The sequence below is a fragment of the Agromyces sp. NPDC127015 genome, assembly GCF_042725165.1.
Lineage (GTDB): Bacteria > Actinomycetota > Actinomycetes > Actinomycetales > Microbacteriaceae > Agromyces > Agromyces chromiiresistens.
Genome location: NZ_JBHXDI010000006.1, coordinates 12022 through 32906 on the forward strand (window position 1 = coordinate 12022; position 20885 = coordinate 32906).

Annotated in this window: 13 protein-coding genes and 1 tRNA gene; 12 read left to right on the forward strand and 2 right to left on the reverse strand. The window is 70.6% G+C overall.

Going from position 1 to position 20885, the window contains the following annotated elements; translation table 11 throughout:
• The first annotated feature begins 95 nt into the window (after nt 1–95).
• The gene (locus ACFWGP_RS17500) at nt 96–2402 is read left to right on the forward strand and encodes a transglycosylase domain-containing protein (protein WP_275506821.1); all 2307 of its coding nucleotides are present in this window, start codon (nt 96–98) and stop codon (nt 2400–2402) included.
• A 3-nt stretch (nt 2403–2405) separates the two neighbouring features.
• On the opposite strand, the gene ACFWGP_RS17505 is transcribed toward ACFWGP_RS17500, so the two are convergent.
• Nucleotides 2406–3044, reverse strand: a complete 639-nt coding sequence (locus tag ACFWGP_RS17505) for an MBL fold metallo-hydrolase (RefSeq protein ID WP_275506822.1) — start codon at nt 3042–3044, stop codon at nt 2406–2408.
• A 217-nt stretch (nt 3045–3261) separates the two neighbouring features.
• Here ACFWGP_RS17505 and ACFWGP_RS17510 point away from each other — a divergent pair.
• Nucleotides 3262–3337, forward strand: a tRNA-Glu gene (locus ACFWGP_RS17510).
• 141 nt (nt 3338–3478) lie between these two features.
• On the opposite strand, the gene ACFWGP_RS17515 is transcribed toward ACFWGP_RS17510, so the two are convergent.
• The gene (locus ACFWGP_RS17515; protein ID WP_231430699.1) at nt 3479–4189 is read right to left on the reverse strand and encodes a TIGR00645 family protein; all 711 of its coding nucleotides are present in this window, start codon (nt 4187–4189) and stop codon (nt 3479–3481) included.
• 210 nt (nt 4190–4399) lie between these two features.
• Between ACFWGP_RS17515 and ACFWGP_RS17520 the strand changes: the two genes are divergently transcribed.
• The 10 genes from ACFWGP_RS17520 (at nt 4400) to ACFWGP_RS17565 (ending at nt 20762) form a co-directional block, all read left to right on the forward strand.
• The gene (locus ACFWGP_RS17520) at nt 4400–5437 is read left to right on the forward strand and encodes a TerC family protein (protein ID WP_231430700.1); all 1038 of its coding nucleotides are present in this window, start codon (nt 4400–4402) and stop codon (nt 5435–5437) included.
• Between the two features lie 135 nt (nt 5438–5572).
• Entirely contained in the window at nt 5573–6448 is an 876-nt protein-coding gene (locus tag ACFWGP_RS17525; protein ID WP_231430701.1) for a PP2C family serine/threonine-protein phosphatase, read from the forward strand.
• Complete coding sequence (locus ACFWGP_RS17530) at nt 6441–7664, forward strand: FHA domain-containing protein (RefSeq protein WP_231430702.1); 1224 nt, start codon at nt 6441–6443, stop codon at nt 7662–7664. Before ACFWGP_RS17525 ends, ACFWGP_RS17530 begins: the two co-directional genes overlap by 8 nt.
• Nucleotides 7664–9325 (forward strand): serine/threonine-protein kinase, encoded by a 1662-nt coding sequence (locus tag ACFWGP_RS17535; protein ID WP_376931472.1) that lies wholly within the window; start codon nt 7664–7666, stop codon nt 9323–9325. Before ACFWGP_RS17530 ends, ACFWGP_RS17535 begins: the two co-directional genes overlap by 1 nt.
• Complete coding sequence (locus tag ACFWGP_RS17540; RefSeq protein WP_231430704.1) at nt 9322–10041, forward strand: hypothetical protein; 720 nt, start codon at nt 9322–9324, stop codon at nt 10039–10041. The genes ACFWGP_RS17535 and ACFWGP_RS17540 overlap by 4 nt, the downstream gene beginning before the upstream one ends.
• A gap of 168 nt (nt 10042–10209) precedes the next feature.
• The gene (locus ACFWGP_RS17545) at nt 10210–15564 is read left to right on the forward strand and encodes an Ig-like domain-containing protein (protein WP_376931473.1); all 5355 of its coding nucleotides are present in this window, start codon (nt 10210–10212) and stop codon (nt 15562–15564) included.
• Between the two features lie 46 nt (nt 15565–15610).
• Complete coding sequence (locus ACFWGP_RS17550) at nt 15611–16579, forward strand: MoxR family ATPase (RefSeq protein ID WP_231430706.1); 969 nt, start codon at nt 15611–15613, stop codon at nt 16577–16579.
• Nucleotides 16576–17886 (forward strand): DUF58 domain-containing protein, encoded by a 1311-nt coding sequence (locus tag ACFWGP_RS17555; protein WP_231430707.1) that lies wholly within the window; start codon nt 16576–16578, stop codon nt 17884–17886. Before ACFWGP_RS17550 ends, ACFWGP_RS17555 begins: the two co-directional genes overlap by 4 nt.
• Nucleotides 17883–20189: a transglutaminase domain-containing protein gene (locus ACFWGP_RS17560; RefSeq protein ID WP_376931474.1), complete on the forward strand. Its 2307-nt coding sequence runs from the start codon at nt 17883–17885 to the stop codon at nt 20187–20189. The genes ACFWGP_RS17555 and ACFWGP_RS17560 overlap by 4 nt, the downstream gene beginning before the upstream one ends.
• Before the next feature lie 9 nt (nt 20190–20198).
• Entirely contained in the window at nt 20199–20762 is a 564-nt protein-coding gene (locus ACFWGP_RS17565) for an FHA domain-containing protein (protein ID WP_231430709.1), read from the forward strand.
• The last annotated feature ends 123 nt before the right edge of the window (nt 20763–20885 follow it).

A 20885-nucleotide genomic window follows, 5' to 3' on the forward strand; every position in this document is an offset into this window, starting at 1 on the left:
TACAAGTCCGGCCGGCTGCGGTGTCATGGAATGACAGCGCGGATCGATTCCGCTCGCATCCGCCGCGTACTGCTTGTGGCTGGGGGTGCGTCGGGGTGAAGTCGTCGGAACCGCGCAACAAGCGCAATCGAGACTTCGCCGAGACGCGCACGCCGCTGGGGGTGCTCGGCGGGTTCGTCGGGCTCATCGCCGCGAGTGCCGCCGTCGCCGCACTCGTCGTGGCGGCGGCGACGCCGGCGATCGCCATGGTCGGCATGGCCGCGAGCGGCACGATCGGCATGTTCGACAGCCTGCCCGGGTATCTCAAGATCGACGAGCTCAGCGAGAAGAGCAACATCTACGTGATCGGCGCGACCGGCGCACCGAGCCTGATGGCGTCGTTCTACGACCAGAACCGCGTCGAAGTGGGCTGGAGCGCCATCGATCAGGATGTGAAGGACGCCACCGTGGCGAGCGAGGATCCGCGCTTCTACGACCACGGCGGCATCGACCTGCAGGGCACGCTGCGCGCGGCGGTCACGACGGCGAGCGGCCGCGAGACGCAGGGCGGGTCGTCGATCGCCCAGCAGTACGTCAAGAACGTGCGGGTGCAGCAGTGCGAGCTCGAGACGGACGAGGCCGCGCGAGACGACTGCTACGACGCGGTCACCGAGACCACGATCGACCGCAAGGTGAAGGAGATGCGGCTCGCGATCGGAGTCGAGAAGCGCTACAGCAAGGACGAGATCCTGCTCGGGTACCTCAACATCGCGGGGTTCGGCGGCACCGTGTACGGCATCGAGGCCGCGGCCAACTACTACTTCGGCACGAAGGCGTCGGACCTCACTCTTCCGCAGGCTGCGTCGCTCGTCGCGATCGTGAACAATCCGGAGAAGTTCCGGCTGGACGAGCCCGACAGCGAGGCCAACGGGGCCGCGAACGGCTATGCCGCGAACCACACGCGCCGCGACTACATCCTGAAGCGCATGCTCACCCTCGGGAAGATCACGCGCGACCGCTACGACGAGGCGATCGCGACGCCGGTCGAGCCGAAGATCACGGAACCGAGCACCGGTTGCCAGACCGCCGGGGCGAGTGCCTACTTCTGCGACTACGTGAAGAACATCCTGCAGACCGATCCGAGCTTCGGGGAGGACGCCGAGACGCGCATGCTCAACTTCCGCCGCGGAGGCTACGACGTGTACACGACGCTCGACGTCGACCTGCAGGGCGCGGCCGTCCGGGCGATCGCGGAGAACGTGCCGATGACGTACCCCGGGTGGGACCTCGGCGGGGTCGTCGTGAGCGTGGAGGTCGGCACGGGGCGCGTGCTCGCGATGGCGCAGAACAAGCGGTACAGCCAGGATCCGACCGTGCTCGCCTCGGGCCCCGAGTACACGAGCATCAACTACAACACCGATTTCGACCAGGGTGGCTCGCGCGGGTTCCAGCCCGGATCGACGTACAAGGTCTTCACGCTCGCGCAGTGGCTGAAGGAGGGGCACGGGCTCAGCGAGCGCGTCGACTCGCGCCCGAGATCGAACTGGGGCGTCTTCCACGACAGCTGCCTCGGCGACTACGACGTCTCGGGCGAGAACTGGAACCCGAAGAACGACGCGGGCGAGTCCGGCGGTGCCTACACGGCGCTCGAGTCGACCGTCCAGTCGATCAACACGGGCTTCCTCGGCATGGCGAAGGAACTCGACCTCTGCGGCATCCGGAAGACGGCCGAGGCGTTCGGGATGCACCGGGCCGACGGCGACCCGCTGCTGGAGAGCCCCTCGACCGTGATCGGCACGAACGAGGTCGCGCCGTTGAGCGTCGCCGTGGCCTTCGCCGGCATCGCGAACAACGGGCGCACCTGCAGCCCCATCGCGATCGACCGAATCGTCGGTCGGGACGGCGAGGAGTTGCCGCCGCCCGCGTCGACCTGCACGCAGTCGGTGCCGCCCGAGGTGGCTGCCGGTATGCACTACGGCATGACCCGGGTGATGAACGGCACGGCGTGGGAGTCGGATCAGAACACCGTGCCGCACGTGCCGTTCATCGGCAAGACCGGAACGACCGACGGCGCGAAGGACACCTGGATGGCCGGTGCGAGCACGGAGGTCGCGACGGTCGCGGCGGTCGTGAGCGTGAACGGCGACGCCAACCAGCGCGGCATCTGGTTCGACAGCGGGCGGGCCGCCGAGGCGCGGCACCGCATGTGGCCCGTCGTGATGTCGGTCGCCGCCGCGAAGTACGGGGGAGGGCCCTTCACCGAGGCCGGACCGGGCCCCGTGGTCGAGCCGCCACCCGGTGTCGGCGAGCGGGACGACGAGAGCGCCGGCGACGAGGGCAGCGGCGATCAGGGCAACGGCAACGGCAACGGCAATAACGGGAACGGCAACAACGGCAACGGCAACGGCAATACGGGGGACTGAGCCTCAGAAGTCGAGTGTGTCGCCCGGCTCGAGCGGCAGGAACTCGCCGCCGTGCTGTTCGGTCGCCCATGCCAGGCGGGTGTTCGCGAGAGCCTTGCCGGCGCGCGAGAGCAGCATCTCGTGCGTCGCGAAGGCGCGGCGAGGCGCGACCGCCTCGACGTAGTCCATCGAGTCCGACAGCTTCATCCACGGTGCACCCGCCGGGGCGGCGAGCACATCGACCGCGACCCCCTCGGGCACGGCGAACGAGTCCCCGGCGTAGTAGAGCGCGTCGTTCACGAGGACGCCCACGTTGTCGATGATCGGGATCGACCGGTGGATGAGCGCGTGCTCGCCGCCGAAGAACCGCAAGTGGAAGGGGCCGACCTCGACGGCGTCGCCCGCGGCGACGACCTCGACCGGGTAGTGCTCGGCGTCGGCGGCGACCCCCGCCGGCCCGAAGATCCGCACATCGGGATTCATCTCGATGATGCGGTCGAGCTGGTCGGGGGCCCAGTGGTCGTCGTGCTCGTGCGTGATCACGACGGCGACGGTGCCCGCCGACTCGGTGATGGGCGTCGTGAACTTGCCCGGGTCGATGTACAGCTTGTCGCCCGAGTCCTCGATGAGGAGGGCCGCGTGCTCGAGTTTCGTGAGGCGCATGCCTCGAGCCAACACCCGTGCGGCCGGCGTGCGCAAGCCTGAGCGAGCCGATGCGATGCCGGCCGGGATCCGCGTCGTTCCGGCCGCCGTCGCGGCGTTCGCGTGACCCCGCGCGCCCGCCGGCGCCTCGATTTGGAAACCGCCCGAAACGTGTGTCATACTCTTCGAGTTGCCAGAACGGAGCGAGGTTCCCGAGAGGGAGTCCGATCCACGACACGGCCCCATCGTTTAGCGGCCTAGGACGCCGCCCTCTCACGGCGGTAGCGCGGGTTCAAATCCCGCTGGGGTCACCAACGGCAACACGGCAGAACGCCCTCGCGAAAGCGAGGGCGTTCGTCGTTTCCGGGGCGCGCCGGGCCGGGCGCGGCGCCGACGGCGGATGCCTCGGAGCGGGCCGCTCCGAGGCATCCGTGTCGGGCCGGAGGCCGGACCGCTCACCGCACGGGCTCGAGCCTCGGATCGGGGGATTGCACGCCCTCCGAGGCCGCATCGGGCCCCGGTGCCGCCGGGACCGGAACGACGACGCCGTCGTGGATCTCGCCCGCGGTGACCCTGTGGTACGACATGCGGTCGATGAGCGCGAGCGCGAGCGCCGACAGGATGAACACGCAGTGGATGATCACCTGCCACATGACGCCCTCGCCGGTGTAGTCGTTGCCGGTCGTGTTCTCGGCGTTCGGGCTGCCGAGGTCGCCGACCTCGATGAAGGTCTTGAGCAGGTGGATCGAGGAGATGCCGATGATCGCCATGGCGAGCTTGACCTTGAGCACGTTCGCATTGACGTGCGAGAGCCACTCGGGCTGGTCGGGGTGATCGTCGACCCTGATCCGCGAGACGAACGTCTCATAGCCGCCGATGATGACCATGATCAGCAGGTTCGCGATCATGACCACGTCGATCAGGCCGAGCACGAGCAGCATGATGTCGGCCTCGGTGAACGCGTGCTCCTGGTCGATGAAGACGCCGTCGACGAGGTGCCACAGTTCTTTGAGGAACACCCACACGTAGATCGCCTGGGCGACGATGAGTCCCAGGTAGAGGGGAGCCTGGAGCCAGCGGCTCGCGAAGATCGAATAGCCGATCAACGAGGTGCCGGGGGCGCGGCGGTACGGGCGGGCGGGGGTGGGCGTCGTTCGGGCGCTCAAGCTCTCTCCTCGGTTCGCGGGGTTCGAGTCTACGTGGGCCCGCCGTCCGCTAGACTCGCCTGAGCGAAGGGGAGTATCCCGCGAGGCAACGGCCTCGGCCCATGATCGTCAGTACGAGCGCCGTCGTCGCCGCTCCGGTCCTGGGAGTGGCAGCGCCACGAGGGAGAGACTTTCGGGTTCCGTCGTACCCTGATCCCCGAAAGGCCCAACGTGCTCGAACTCCCCATCTGGTTCGAAGTCGGTTCGCTCGTCGTCCTGACGCTCATCCTCGTCGGTGACCTGCTGCTCGTGCTCAAGCGCCCGCACGTGCCCTCCATGCGGGAGTCGACCCTGTGGGTCGTCTTCTACGTCGTGCTCGCCCTCGTCTTCGCCGGGCTCATGTACCTGTTCGCCGGCGGCGAGTTCGCGGGGCAGTTCCTCGCCGGATGGTTGACCGAGTACAGCCTCTCGATCGACAACCTCTTCGTGTTCGTCATCATCATGGCGAAGTTCGCGGTACCGCGGAAGCTGCAGCAGGAGGTGCTGATGGTGGGCATCATCATCGCGCTCGTGCTGCGCGGCATCTTCATCCTGCTCGGCGCCTCGCTCATCGAGAACTTCAGCTGGATCTTCTACATCTTCGGCGCCTGGCTCGTCTGGACGGCCATCCAACAGGTGCGCGGCGACCACGACGACGACGATTCCGAGACCTTCGTCGTGCGCATGCTTCGCAAGCGCGTGCGCCTCACCGACGACTACGACGGGGTGAAGCTGCGCACCACGATCGACGGCAAGCGCTTCTTCACGCCCATGCTCATCGTGTTCATCGCGATCGGTACGACCGACCTGCTCTTCGCGCTCGACTCGATCCCCGCGATCTTCGGCATCACCCAGTCGGCGTTCATCGTCTTCACCGCGAACGTCTTCGCGCTCATGGGGCTGCGCCAGCTGTACTTCATGCTGGGCGGCCTGCTCGAGCGCCTCGAGTACCTGAAGTACGGCATCGCGTTCATCCTCGCCTTCATCGGCGTGAAGCTCGTGCTCCATGCGATGCACGTGAACGAGCTGCCGTTCCTCAACGGCGGCGAGCCGATCGAGTGGGCGCCCGAGATCTCGACGTGGATGTCGCTCGGCGTCATCGTGCTCGCGATGCTCGTCGCGACCGTCGCGAGCCTCGTGAAGGCGCGGGTCGACGCGAAGCGCCGCGGCCACCGGCTGCTCGACGAGGTGCCGCACTTCACCGAGGACCCCGAGCACACCGGCCGCTGAACCGCGTCGACGGATCGCCCGCGTTCTCCACAGGCGCGGGCGATCGGTCCGCGGACTTGCTACCGTTGACGGGCGACGCCCGGGCGGCGTCGCTCGGGCTGCCGTCCCGACCATCCCGCCCTACCGAGGAGTTCCGTGCCAGGTGATGCCGAGGGCGTCGTCGCCCTGACTCGCGGCTCCGCGCTCGTCGCGCACTCGGCGCGCACCGACATCGGGCTCGTGCGCAGCGTGAACGAAGACGCCGTGTTCGCCGAGGCGCCCGTGTACCTCGTCGCCGACGGCATGGGCGGTCACGCCCGCGGTGACGCGGCGAGCACGGCGGTCGTCGAGACCTTCCGCCGGCACATCGAGCCGGGCACTCCGCCGTCGCCCGAGCAGGTGCTCGATGCGATCCACAGCTCCAACGACGCGGTCCGCGCGCTGAGCGGCGACGGCGACGAGGGCACCGCTGTGGCGGGCACGACGCTCGCGGGGGTCGCGCTGGTCGACGCCGGCGACTCGGGCGGCTTCCACTGGATGGCATTCAACATCGGCGACTCGCGCATCTACTCGTGGGACGGCCGCTCGCTCGAGCAGATGAGCATCGACCACTCGGCCGTGCAAGAACTGGTGGACGCGGGGCTCATCCGCCCTGAAGAGGCCGAGCGGCATCCCGAGCGGAACGTGATCACCCGGGCGCTCGGGGCCGACGACCTCGTCGAGCCCGACGTCTGGCTCGTCCCCGCTGCCGGCCGCCAGGCGTTCCTGATCTGCTCCGACGGCCTCACGAAGGAGCTTCCCGACGATCGCATCGCCGCGATCCTCGCGGGCGACGCCGCCCACCCGGCCGGAATGGCCGGTGAACTCGTCGAGGCGGCGCTCGCCCACGGGGGCCGCGACAACGTGAGCGTCGTCGTCGTCGAGTCCACGATCGGGGGCGAGGTCGACGACGACGGCGACGCGACGCGCGATCGGGTGCACGAGGCGGTCGAAGAGACGAGACCACGAGACGAGGGGGGTCGCGATGCCTGAGTATCGCGCAGACGAGCAGGGCGATGCGGTCGCCGCGGTGCGGAGCGGGGCCGCGCTCATGGTGTCGGGGCCGACGGCCCCGGCGATCGCGACCGAGCTGTGGCCGGCGCTGGCACCCGAATCCTCGACCGAGGTGATCGAGCGGCTCACCGCCGCCGGCCTCGGCCGCACCCCCGACTTCGCCCTGGTCACGTGGGCGGGCGACGGCGACACGCTGGGGTCCGTGCGCATCATCGTGCGCGGCGCATTCGAGGTCGTCGCGGGCGACACGACCGTCTCGGGCGCCACGGTGTCGACCTGGGCCGAGCGGGTCGTCGACGGTGTCGAGCGGGTCGAGATGTCGGCCGCGGGCGCCGGGGCGGATGCCTCGTGGCTGCCCATCCTCGACGGCGTCGTGCCGACCGCGGCGATCGCGGTGCCGAGCGCGTCGGGCGCCGGCGAGTCGCCTGCGAAGCCCGTCGCCGTGACGGCGGCCGTCTCCGGCGGCGAAGACGCCCCGGCATCCGGTCCGCGCGGTCCTCGTACGGCGCCGACCGTGCTCGCGGGCCCGCCGCGCGTCGAGGCCGGTCGGGTCGACGACGCACCGGCACCGGTCGCGCCGCCGGCGCCGCCAGCCCCGGCCGTGCCGGTATCGGAGCACACGATGGCGCCGATCGAGGAGACGATCGTGGGCGTCTCCGAGCTGGTGCGCCCGCCCGAGCTCGATCTCGACGAGACGATCGCCCGGCCCGCGGGCGAGATCGCCTCTCCGCCGCCCGGCGACGGCGACCACGACGGCATGACCGTCGCGAGTGCCGACATCCGGCGCCTCCGCGCCGAGCGCGACGCCGCCCGCCCGTCCGACACGCCCGCCGAAGGCGCCGCGCCCGCGCCCGTGCCCGAGGTGCGCCTGCGCATGCCCGACGGCAGCTTCGAGCCGCTCGTGCACGAGATCGTGCTCGGGCGAGCCCCGAGCGTCAGCAAGGTGGCCGGCGGCCGGTTGCCTCGGATCGTCACGATCGGGCAGGGCGACGCCGACATCTCGCGCAGCCACGTCCGGCTCGCGCTCGAGGGCGGCACCGTCGTCGTCACCGACCTGCACTCTCGCAACGGCACCCTCGTCGTCGCGCCCGGGAAGGCCCCGGTGAAGCTTCGCGCCGGCGAGCCCACGCCCGTGCTCATCGGCACCGTCGTCGACCTCGGCGGCGGATGGACCATCCAGGTGGTCGGGGACTGATGCGTCGAGCCCCGTCCAGCCCGCCGGAACTGCCCGGCTACGCGTCGCTCGGCCTGCTCGGCTCGGGCGGGTTCGCCGACGTCTTCCTCTACGAGCAGCGGCTGCCGCGGCGCAAGGTCGCGGTGAAGGTGCTGCTCACCGAGGAGCTCGGCCGAGACACCCGCGCGCAGTTCGTCGCCGAGGCGAACCTCATGGCGCAGCTCTCGGCGCACCCGTTCATCGTCACGATCTTCCATGCCGACGTGTCGGCCGACGGCCGCCCGTACTTCGTCATGGAGTACTGCTCCGGCCCGAGTCTCGCCGAGCGCTACAAGCGGGAGCCCTTCTCCGTGGAGGACGCGCTGCGCACCGGCGTGCGACTGGCGGGGGCGATCGCGACCGCCCACGCCGCAGGCATCCTGCACCGCGACATCAAGCCGGCGAACGTGCTCACGAACGACTACGGCTGGCCCGCGCTCACCGACTTCGGCATCTCGTCGAACCTCGAGGGCGAGCTGCCCGTGCACACGGTCACCGTCGCCGAACTCGGCGCGACGGGATCCGGCTCGGGCCAGTCGGCCGTCGGCCTGAGCGTGCCGTGGTCGCCGCCCGAGATGTTCGAGGACGACCCGAAGCCCGACACCCGAAGCGACGTCTTCTCGCTCGCCGCGACCGTCCACACGCTGCTTGCGGGCCGCACGCCGTTCGAGATCCCCGGCCGGCCGAACGGGTCGCTCGACCTCATGGGCCGCATCGAGCGGGGCGCGATCACGCCGATCGGGCGCGCCGACGTGCCCGCGAGCCTTGTCGCCGTCCTCGCCAAGGGCATGGCGGCGCATCGCGCCGACCGCTATCCGAGCGCTGTGGAGTTCGCGCGCGCCCTGCAGCGCGTCGAACTCGAGCTCGGTTACGCGGCCACGACGATCGAGGTCCCGAACCTCGGCGCCGAGCGGGAGCCGGCTCCCGACGACGGGGCCGACGCGACCCGCGCGCGCACGGTGCAGACGGTCGAGGCGCAGGCGCCCCGAGCCCCCGGCGCGGCGATCGGAGCGCCGCCGGTCGCCGCAGCCGCGTCGGCCCCAGCGCCGATCGACGACGACCGGACCCGTGCACGAACGCCGCAGCAGGTCGACGCGCAACCGCACCGCACCGCACCGGTCGTCGACGACGCCACGGTGATGCGCGAAGCCTCGGCCGCGGCAGTCGACGAGACGATCGTCCGTCCGCGCAGGAACGTGCCGGAGGCGCCCGGTGCTGCGCCGACCGAGACCCGCGCACCGCGGCGCAGCCGCGTCGGTGCGATCGTCGCGGCCTGCGCGGGTGTCGTGATCGTCGCCGTCGTGGGCATCGCGATCGCCATGTCGGGCACGTTCGTGAATGCCGGGCCCGAGCCGACGAGCGATGCGAACGGCGAGGACGCGCTGCTCGAGGTCGCCGTTCCAGCGCCGGAGGTCGAGTTCACCGGGGCGGAGGGGTCCTCCGCCGTGTTCGAGGTCTCGCATCCCCGCGCCGAGGAGGGCGACCGCTATCGGTGGGAGCGCGCCGACGGTTCAGGCAAGACGGAGGTCACCGACGAGTCGACGATCATGGTCGAGAACACTGCTGGGGGAGTCGTCTGCATCGACGTCGAGGTGCAGCGCGGCAGCAAGACATCGGAGCCGGTGAGGGGATGCTCGGAATGAGGCCGTTGCGCGTCGAATACTGCGGGGAGTGGTACACGGTCGAGGCTGGAGGCGATCCGTTCACGATCGGACGGGACTCCGACCTCACGATCGACGAGAACCCCTACCTGCACCGAACCTTCCTCACGCTCTCGAGCGAGTACGGGCTGTGGTGGCTGTCGAACGTGGGCCAGCTTCTCGCGGCGACCGTCTCCGACGCCACCGGCAGCGTGCAGGCCTGGGTGGCGCCCGGCGCCAAGCTGCCGCTCGTCTTCCAGACGGTGCACGTCATGTTCAGCGCGGGAGCGACGACCTACGACTTCACCGTCCATGCCGAAGAGGACTTCTACAACACGTCCCTCACCGCGACGCCGGTCGACGGCGGCACGACGGTGATGCCGGTGACGCTGACGACGAGCCAGCGGTTGCTGGTCGTCGCGCTCGCCGAGCACGTGCTCGCGCAGCCGGCGGCCGGTCGCGCCGCGGTCCCGACTTCGGCGGAGGCCGCGGCCCGCCTCGGCTGGAGCATGACGACCTTCAACCGCAAGCTCGACAACGTCTGCGAGAAGCTCGATCGCATCGGCGTCGACGGCCTCCGCGGCGGTCGCGGCAAGCTCGCCACCAATCGACGGGCCCGGCTCGTCGAGTACGCGGTGGCGACCCGGCTCGTGAGTGCCGACGACCTGCCGCTCCTCGATCGGCCGGCCCCCGACGCCGACGACGCTGCGCGGGCGTGACGTCCGCCGCTGTGCCGACGACGCGGCACGATCGCACCGCGACGATCAGCGACTGTTGCGCATGGGGACGACTCCCCATGTGACCGCGTCGGATCCCCGTGTTACCGTGTACCCCGTTGTGGGGGCCGATCGGCCCGATCCGATTCGTGGTGCATCAGGGGAGAAGTGGTGGGATCCTTCACGTCCTGGGTGCGCACGCGCAAGGCGACGGCGACGACGCTCGCACTCACGCTCATCGCGGGGGTACCGCTGACCTTCGCAGTGCTGCACCAGGGGTTCCCCGTGACCGACCCCGACCTCGACGCGCGAGACGTCTGGGTCCTCAACGAGCACGATCTGCTCGCCGGCCGCCTCAACCGGCCGATCGGCGAGCTCGACGCGGCCGTCAACACGGCAACGAACGAGTTCGACGTCCTGCAGAACGGCGACGACGCGTTCCTCTACGACCGCAGCATCGGCTCGATCGAGCGCATCGATCCCTCGTTCACCACGCTCACCGAACGCATCGACGTGCCCCCGGGCTCGCAGGTCGCCTACGGCGGCGAGGTCATCGCGGTGCTCTCGCCGAAGGGCGAGCTGTGGACGGTGCAGGCCGGGTCCGCGCTCTCCTTCGACGCCGCCGGCACCGACCCGCTCCTGAAGCTCGGCGAGGGGGCCAGGGTCGCCGTCTCGAGCGAAGGCACCGTCTTCGCGACCCGACCGGGCAAGAAGGCGCTGTACACGATCGCCGTGGGCGCCGACCCGCAGAAGCGCAGCACGCCGAAGCTCGGCGAGCACCAGCTCGCCGCCGTGGGCGAGCGCGCCGTCATCCTCGACGAAGACCAGAACCGCCTGATCTCGGGCGACGTCGCCGTCGACCTGCCCGAGCAGGGCCTGCGACTGCAGCAGTCCGGCGCCGAGCACGACGTCGCCCTCGTCGCGAGCGCGGGTGCACTGCTCGAGGCACCGCTCGCCGGGGGAGAGGTCCGCGTCATCCCGAGCGGCGGCGAAGTCGAAGCCGAGAAGGCGTCGCAGGTCGCGGCACCGGTCTGGCTCAACGGCTGCGCGCACGGCGCCTGGGCGAATTCGGCGAGCTACCTCGCCGCCTGCGACGGCGAGGACCCCCGGTCGCAGGAGATCGAGCAGAAGACGGCGGGCGGGCGGCTCGAGTTCCGCGTCAACCGCAACGTCATCGTGCTCAACAACCTCTCGAACGGCAACGCCTGGCTGGTCGACTCCGACCTCCGACTCGTCGACAACTGGGAGGAGGTCACCCCGCCCGAGGAGTCGGACGACGAGGAGGGCGAGGAGAAGAGCTCCCGCCAGAACTTCGAGGACACGCTCGCGGAACGGGGGCCCGTCAACCGTCCCCCGGTCGCGCGCGACGACGAGTTCGGCGTACGGCCAGAACGCACGACGATCCTCGAGGTGCTCGAGAACGACACCGACCCCGACGGCGACGTGCTCACCGTGGCCGAACTGCCGGCCGTGAGCGGTGCGCAGGGCCGACTGGAACTCATCGACGGCGGGCGAGCGCTCCAGTTCACCCCCGATGACGGTGCGGCTGGCACCGCCTCGTTCCGGTACTCCGTCGACGACGGACGCGGGGGCGTCGCCGAGGCATCCGTGAACGTGCGCATCACGCCCGAGAGCGAGAACGAGGCGCCCGTGTCGATGCGCACCGCGGCGACGAGCGTCGAGCAGAACCGGCAGATCTCGTACAACGTGCTGGCCGACTGGAACGACCCCGACGGCGACGACGTGTACCTCGTGAACGCGTCGCCGACGAGCGGCGACTCCGTGCGGTTCAGCCCCGACGGCCAGGTCACCTTCGGGCACCGCTCGGGCGAGCTCGGCACGAAGGAGGTGCAGTACGTCGTCTCCGACGGGCAGACCGAGTCCGCCGGCACCCTCGAGGTCGAAGTGAAGCCCACCGGCACCCTCAACCCGGTCGGCACGCCCGACTTCGCGCAGGTCTTCGTCGGCGAGGCGGTCGCGATCGAGCCGCTCGCGAACGACCTGACGCCCTCGGGCGCCCCGCTGTCGCTCGCCGGCGTCGAGGAGGTGCCCGACGGTGCGACGGTGACCCCGAACCTCGAACGCGGCACCATCACGTTCTCGGCCGACGAGCCGGGCGAGTACGTCTTCCTCTACGACCTCGCCGCCGACACCGCCGTGAGCGTCGGCCTCATCCGCGTGCAGGTCGCCGAGACGCCCGACGACGAGCCGAAGCCCATCGCCGTGAAGGACACGGCCTACCTCCGGCCGGGCGAGCCGACCACGGTGCCGCTCCTGGCGAACGACGTCTCGCCGTCGGGCCGGGTGCTCGCCGTGCAGTCCGTCGACGACTCGGCGACCGACGACCTCGTCTCCGTCGAGATCCTGACGAACACGGTCGCACGCGTCACGGCCTCCGAGGCGATCGACCGCCAGCTCGAGTTCGAGTACACGATCTCCGACGGCGTGAACACCGCGACCGCGAGCGTCGCCGTCGTGCCCGTGCCGCCGCTCGTCAAGCACCAACCGCCCGTCGCGGCCGACGACAGCGTGAACGTGCGCGCGGGCGACATCGTCACCGTCCCCGTGCTGCGCAACGACTACCACCCCGACGCCGCGGCGATCCACGTGCTGCCCGAGCTGTCGAAGGTCGACGCCGAGGGCGGCCTCGCGTTCGTCAACGGCGACGAGGTGCGGTTCCAGGCTCCGAAGACGCCGGGCGTCTACAGCGCGGTCTACACGGTCGGAGACGACTTCGAGCAGACCGCGCGCGCGACGGTGCACTTCACGGTGGTCGGTCCCGACCCCGCGAACAACCGTGCGCCGCTTCCGACGCCGCTCACCTCGCGCACCTTCGAGGGTTCGGCGGTCAAGATCGACGTCCCGCTCGACGGCATCGACCCCGACGGCGATTCGGTGACGCTGACGGGCATCGCCTCGGCGCCGTCGCTCGGACGCATCCTCGAGCGCACGAGCACGTCGATCACCTACGAGGCGTTGACCGGATCCGCGGGCACCGACACCTTCCAGTACGAGGTCGAAGACACGCAGGGCGCGAAATCGAAGGGCACCGTGCGCATCGGCGTCATCCCGCGGCCGGCGGTGCAGCTGCCGCCGAAGGCGGTCGACGACACGATCGAGATGAAGCCCGGCCGCACCGTCGGCGTCGAGGTGCTGCTCAACGACTCCGACCCGTCCGGCTACCAGCTGCGCGTCGCGGGGCTCCCCGACGTCGACGAGGGCATCGAGGCCGAGGTCCGCGACCGGCGGCGCGTCGTCGTGACGGCCCCCGAGACCGAGGGCGCCTACACCGTGCGGTACGAGATCTCGAACGGTCACGGCGGCGCCGATGCCGCCTTCCTGCAGATCGCGGTCTCGAAGGACGCCGTGATCCCGCCGCCCACCGCCGAGGACCAGGTCATCGAACCCGAAGAGGTCGTCGACGTCGACAAGGTCAACGTTCGCCCGCTCAACGATGCGACGAACCCCGGAGGACTCGTCGAGGACCTCAAGGTGAGCGTCGAGGGCCCCAACGCCGATCGCGCCGAGGTGCTCTCCGACGGCAGCATCGACGTGAAGCCGGGCCGCGATCGGTTCGCGGTCGCCTATCGACTGACCAACGAGCTCGACGAACTCGATGCGATGGCGTTCGTCATCGTGCCGCCGATCCCCGGCGGAGACGAGGAGCCCGTCGTCGAGGAGACCCAGCGGCCGAAGACCCCCGAAGAGCTCGCCGCCGAAGAGAAGGCGAAGTTCCCCGCACCGCACCTCGCCGACATGGAGCCGGTCGTCGTGCCGATGAACGGCAGCATCACCTGGGACGTCGACGACATCGTCGTGGTGCCCTCCGGCCAGCCGCCGCTCATCCTCACGGCGTCGGCGACGAACGCGGGCGAGGCGCCCATGGTCGACGGCCAGACGCTGCAGTACGTGCCCGAGCAGGATTACCGGGGCTCTGCCGCCGTGACGTTCCAGGTGACCGACGGCAAGAGCGCGACCGACCCCATCGGCCGCGTCGCGATCCTCACCATTCCCATCACGGTCGGCGATCCGAGCTTCAACGACACCCCGCCGACGTTCACGCCGCGCACCGAGACGATCGAGGCCGGTGAGGCGCCGCTCGACGTCGACCTGCGCTCGTCGACCTACCAGCCGAATCCCGACAACATCGAGCGCGTCGAGTACACGAACCTGTCCGGGACGACGGACGAGATCCAGGCGTCGATCGACGGCGGAACGCTGAAGGTCTCGTCGGAGCTCGGCGTGCAGCCGGGCACCTCGACCCGCCTGACGTTCGACCTCAAGTTCGAGTCGTTCACGGTTCCGGGCTATGTCGACGTGAAGGTCGTCTCCTCGACGCGCGCGAAGCCCATCGCCAAGGACGACGGTCCGATCGAGATGGTGCGCAGCGACTCGAAGCTCGTCGACGTCCTCGAGAACGACTTCAACCCGTTCAACGCGGAGGGCGAGAAGCTGCGCGTCGTCGCAGCCGAGATCGACTCGGCGAGCGTGGGCTCGAACGCGTCGGTGAGCCACACCGAATCCGACATCACGGTGCGCACCGGTGCATCGTTCACGGGCGAGCTCAGCGTCATCTACCGCATCGGCGACGCCACGATGGACCCGGCGCGCGAGGTGCAGGGACGCGTCACCGTGATCGTCAGGGATCGGCCCGACCCGCCGACGCTCACCGCCGCGACGAGCGGAGACGGCAACATCCAGGTGACATGGCGCGCCAACGCCACGAACAACTCGCCGATCACGGGCTACATCGTGAGCTACGACGGCGGCTCGAGGGAGTTCGGCGAAGCCGCAGCCGGCACGCCGCAGACGATCGACGGCCTCCGCAACGGTGCGGCGTACACGTTCACCGTGCGCGCGGTCAACGCGAAGGGCACGTCCGAAGTGTCGAACAGCATGACCCAGACGCCGTACGGCACGCCGACCCAGCCCACGAACCTGCGCACGGGCGGCATCGGCTACGCGCCCGCCGACGTCACGGTCGCGTGGGATCCGCCCGCCGACACGGGTGGCGGAGGCGTGCAGTACTCCACACAGATCGACGGTGGCGGTTGGTCGGGCTGGGGCACGGCCCAGTCGCGCACGTTCGGCAACCTCGGCGCCGGCAGCCACACGGTCGACGTCAAGGCGAGGAACAACGGCAGCGGCAAGGAGGGCCCCGCGAACTCCATCAGGTTCAGCGTCGAGAACCGTCCGCCGCCCCAGCCTTCGGGCTCGATCGGCAAGGGCGGGAGCCGCGCCTGCGACAGCGGCGGCAGCGGTTGCGCGAACGTGCGCATCAGCTGGAGCAACATGGACCCGGGCCGCTACCAGGTGTACGTGACCGTCAACGGCTCGTGGGACAACTACAAGGGGACCTACGACGTCGGCGCGGACGGCCGACTCGAGCTGCAGAACCACCTCGGCCGGCGTGCCGCGGGCGAGACGATCGCGGTGCGCTTCGAGAACGTCAGCGGCGGCACCTCGAAGACCCTCGGCGCGATCAGCGGCAGCCAGTGGAACAGCATCCCTTACAACACGTGGTGACGCGTGTGACCCGACGGCAACGAAGCAAGAGAGAGACGAAACCCGCATGTCAGTGACCCAAGAACAGGCCCTGTGGTTCCAGGACGCGTTCTCGAAGCTCGTCGACAACGTCGACCGCGCCATCCTCGGCAAGCGCGAGGTCATCGAGCTCGTCGTGACGGCACTGCTCTCCGACGGGCACGTCCTGCTCGAGGACTTCCCCGGCACGGGCAAGACGGTGCTCGCGAAGGCCCTCGCGAACACTCTCGACGGCACGAACTCGCGCATCCAGTTCACGCCCGACCTGCTGCCGTCGGACGTCACCGGCGTCACGATCTACGACCAGGGCAAGGGGCAGTTCGAGTTCCATCGTGGCCCCATCTTCGCCTCGATCGTGCTGGCCGACGAGATCAACCGGGCGAGCCCGAAGACGCAGTCGTCCCTCCTCGAGGTGATGGAGGAGGGCCGGGTCACGGTCGACGGCGTCTCGTACGAGGTGGGGTCGCCCTTCATGGTGATCGCGACGCAGAACCCGGTCGAGCAGGCCGGCACGTACTCGCTGCCCGAGGCGCAGCTCGACCGGTTCCTGATCAAGACCTCGCTCGGGTACCCCGACCACGACACCGCCGTGACGTTGCTGCTCGACTCGGCGAACCGTGCGCGGGCGTCGAAGGTGTCGCCGATCATCGCCCCCGAGTCGATCACCACGATGTCCGCGCTCGCGAGCGACGTGTACGTCGACGCGGCCGTGCTGTCGTACCTGAACGAGCTCGTCGCGGCGACCCGGGACGACCGGGATTCGGCCTTGGGCGTGAGCATGCGCGGCGCACTGGCCCTCGCACGGGCGGTGAAGACGCGAGCGATCTCGCGTGGCCGCACGTTCGCCACGCCCGATGACGTGCGCGACCTGGCCGTGCCGGTGCTGGCCCATCGCATCATCGTGGATCCCGAGTCGGAGTTCGCGGGCGTGACCGCGACGGACATCGTGAACAGGGTCCTGGTCGAGGTCGCTCCGCCGGCGTACCGGGCGGCATGAGCGTACCGGCCGGCACGCGGGAGGCCCAGGCGCAGGCGCCCTCGCAGACACGCATCGCACTCAGGACGGTCTCGCGTTCGCTCGGGACGTCGCTGACGGCGGCTCGGCGCGCCGTCGTGCGCGCGGCGCGCGCGGTGGCCGCCTTCTGCGAGCCGGTCACGGGCGTGATCTCGACGACGGGATGGCTCGTGCTCGCCGCCGCCGTCGTCTCGCTCGTGCTCGCGTGGGCCTTCGGCTGGATCGAGTTCGCGTTCCTCGGGTTCACCCTGCTCGCGGCGGTGCTCGTCTCGATCGCGTTCGTGTTCGGTCGGATGCACTTCGACGTCGGCATCGAGCTGCAGCCCGCCCGAGTCGTCGCCGGTGAACGCGCACTCGGACGGCTCGCCGTCCGCAACGCGGGCGGCGCGCCGTCGGCGCCCGCGCGCATCGAGCTCCCGGTCGGCGCCGGGCTCGCCGAGTTCGTCGTGCCGCAGCTGGCACCGGGCGAGGAGCACGAGGAGCTCTTCGCCGTGCCGACGAACCGCCGCGCCGTGATCGTCGCCGGCCCTGCGGTCTCCGTCCGCGGCGACCAGCTCGGCATGCTGCGCCGGACGGTGCGCTGGACCGACCCGGTCGAACTCTTCGTGCACCCGGTGACCGCGCGCCTGCTGCCGTCGGCCGCGGGTCTCGTCCGCGACCTCGAGGGCGAGATCACGAAGGTCATCACGAACAACGACATCTCGTTCCACGCCCTGCGCGCCTACGAGCCGGGCGACCCGCTGCGCAACGTGCACTGGCGCACGTCGGCCCGCACCGGGCAGCTCATGGTCCGCCAGTACGAGGAGACGCGTCGTTCGCAGCTCGCGCTCCTGCAGTCGACCGAGCGGGCGCACTACGCATCCGAGGACGAGTTCGAGCTCGGGGTGTCGGTGCTCGCCTCGATCGGCGTGCAGGTCATCCGCGACAAGACGCGGCTCTCGGTCGCGACCGAACGGGTCTCCCTGCGCACGGCGACGCCGACGACCTTGCTGGATGACTCGTGCCGCATCGATCCGGTCGACCGCGCCTACCCGACGATGCGTGACTTCGTGCGCGAGGCGACGAAGCGCCTGCCGGCCCCGAGCGTCGTGATCGCGGTCGGCGGTTCGCAGCTCCCGCTCGCCGAGTTCCGCGCCGTCGAGACGGTGTTCGGCAACGACACCCAGACGGTCGCCGTGCGCATCGACCTCGGCGCGCCGAGCTCGCTCACGAAGATCGCGGGCATGACCGTCGCGACCATCGGCGAGCTCGCCGACCTTCCTCGGCTGATGCGGAGGGTGCGCCCATGAGACGCCTGCCCCGCAACGTCGTCAGCGACCTGCTCGTCCTGAGCCTCCTGTCGCTGCTCGGCATCGTCGGCTACGAGACGAGCTTCGGCGACCTCAACTTCCTCGTCGCGGCGATCGCCGGGCTCGTCGTCGGCACCCTCGCGGCCGTCGCCGGCGCGGTCTGGCGGCTCGGCGTGCTCACGACCGTGCTCGTCGCCGTCGCCGCCTACTTCCTCCTCGGCACGCCGTTCACGATGCCCGAGACCGGACTCGTCGCCGTGCTGCCCTCGCTCACGTCGCTCGCCGGGCTCGCCTACGGGGCCGTCTTCGGCTGGGCCGACATCGTCACGATCGGCACACCGGTCGAGGCGCCGTACTACATCGCGGCGCTGCCCTACTTCGCCGCCTGGCTCGTCTCGCTCGTCGGCACGATGCTCGCGACCCGATGGCTGCCCAAGCGTCGAACCGCACTGCGTGCGAGCGTGCTCGTCATCGGCCCAGCCCTCCTCTACCTCTCCGGCATCCTGCTCGGCACCGACGAGCCGTACTTCGCGGGTGTCCGCGGCGTCGCCTTCGCGGTCATCGCCCTGGTCTGGATCGCGTGGCACCGCGGGACGACCGTCGAGGCGACGGGAGAGGGGGCGAAGCGCCTGCGCCGGCAGAAGATCACCGGCACGAGCGCGGTCGTCGCCGGAGCCGTCGCCATCGGCGCGATTGCGGGCGTCGCGTTCGCACCGGTGAGTCCCGAGCGCTTCGTGCTGCGCGACGAGGTCGTGCCGCCCTTCGACCCGCTCGAGTTCCCGAGCCCGCTGTCGGGATTCCGCAAGTACACGAAGGACCTCGCCGAGGAGACGCTGTTCACGGTGCGCGGCCTCCAACCGGGCGACACCCTGCGGCTGGCCACGATGGACTCCTACACCGGCCGCCTCTGGAACGTCGCCGGTCCCGAGGACGCCGGGTCCGACGCGGGGTACGGCATCGTGGGCGAGTCGCTGCCCGAGCCCGGACTCGCCGACCTCGGCTCGAAGCGCGACGTCGAGATCGAGGTCGGCGCCTACTCCGACGTCTGGCTCCCGACCGTCGGTTACGGCAGCAGCCTGCACTTGCAGGATGCCGCCAGCGCCGCCCGCGCGGGCGACCTGCGCTACAACCCCGACGCGGGCACCGCCGTGCTCACGAGCGGCATCGGCGAGGGCACCCGGTACGAGCTCACGGCGAACGTGCAGCGCGAGCCCGACACCGACGACATGCTCGACGTGCCCGTCGCCGACCTCACCCTGCCGATCGTCGAGAACTCGCCCGACGTGGCCGAGGCCAAGGCGAGCGAGCTCGCCGGCGACGCCGCGAGCCCGATCGAGCAGCTGCGCGCGATCGAGAAGGCGCTCAAGACGAACGGATTCCTGAGCCACGGCCTCGCCTCCGACGAGGTGGCGTCGCGCGCGGGGCACGGCGCCGATCGCATCACCGAGCTCTTCACGCGATCGCAGATGGTCGGCGACGCCGAGCAGTACGCCGCCGCGATGGCGCTCATGGCCCGCGATCTGGGCTATCCGGCGCGCGTCGTGATGGGGTTCGCACCCGACGTCGCGGAAGGACAGGACGAGGTGGAGGTCGTCGGCGACGACGTCACCGCGTGGGTCGAGGTCGCGTTCGACGGCATCGGCTGGGTGAGCTTCCACCCCACGCCCGACCAGGTCGACGTGCCGAAGGAGGAGACCCCGAAGCCGAAGTCGGAGCCGCAGCCGCAGGTGCGCCAGCCGCCGCGCGCCGAGCAGACCGAGGACGAGCTGCTCGCCACCGTCGAGATCGACGACACGGACGACGACGACAAGGATCGGCCATTCCAGATTCCGGGATGGGTGTGGATCGCACTCGGGTCGATCGCGATCCCCGCGGCGCTCGTCTTCCTGCCGATGCTCGCCGCGGCGCTGATCAAGGCGGCACGGCGTCGGCGGCGTCGCTCCGGTCCCAACGACCGGCAGGCCGCGGCCGCCTGGGACGAGCTCGTCGACCGCTACGCAGAGCTCGGCTTCGAGCCGCCGACGCGAGCGACGCGCCTGCAGTCCGCGAGGGCCCTCGAGCAGCAGGTCGTCGAGCAGGGGCTCGGCGATGCGATGCAGGGCGCGGATGCCGCGGCCGAAGGCGTGCCGTTGTCGACGCTCGCCTCCACGATCGACCGGGACGTCTTCGACGGCCGCCCCGTGTCCGACGAGGTCGTCGCCCGTCGCTGGACCGAGGCCGAGGCGGCGACGGCTGCGGTGACCGCGGCCGTCGGCAGAGCCCGGCGATTCATCAGTCGCTATCGGATCCGTCGTCGTCGGTAGGCTGGGACGGTGGGTGAATCGGACTTCATCGTTCCCCCGCCGGGGATCGTGCCCTCGGCGCCGCAGCCGCATGCGCCCGATCGCACGGTTCGGGCCGTCCCGAGGACGCTGCCGACCTTCGCCCCGGGCGGGCCGGTCATCGGCGCGCCCGGAACACCGCTTCCGGCGCCGCCGCAGCATCCCGCACCAGTGGTGGCGGCGGGGCCGGCGGCTCCGCCTCCGCGGCCCGGTGCTCCCGCACGGCGTCTCGTCGCGGCATCCGGGTTCGAAGCCGTCATCGACCAACCGGTCGTGCTCGGCCGCGACCCGGCGCCGTCCGCGGTGCCCGGCGCTCGCACCGTCGCGGTCGACGATCCCGCCCGTACCGTCTCGAAGACGCATGCGTACGTCGAGCCCGTCGAGGCGGGCGTGCGCGTCACCGATCTCCGGTCGACGAACGGGGTGCGAGTCGAGGTGCCGGGCGCACCGGTGCGCGAGCTGCCACCGGGCGAGGCGACGGTGGTGCCCCTCGGGTCGGCGCTGTACCTCGGCGAGTTCGGGCTGCGGGTCGACGGCGCCGGGACGCACCGCTGATCGCGGATCCCTCGGCGTGACGCCCGATGACCGCCACATGTCCGCTCGCGGCCGAAGCGCCGGCGGCGAGGTGTTAGCCTGATGGGCATGCGCGCGCCACGACTTCTCCTTCGTCGCCGCGAC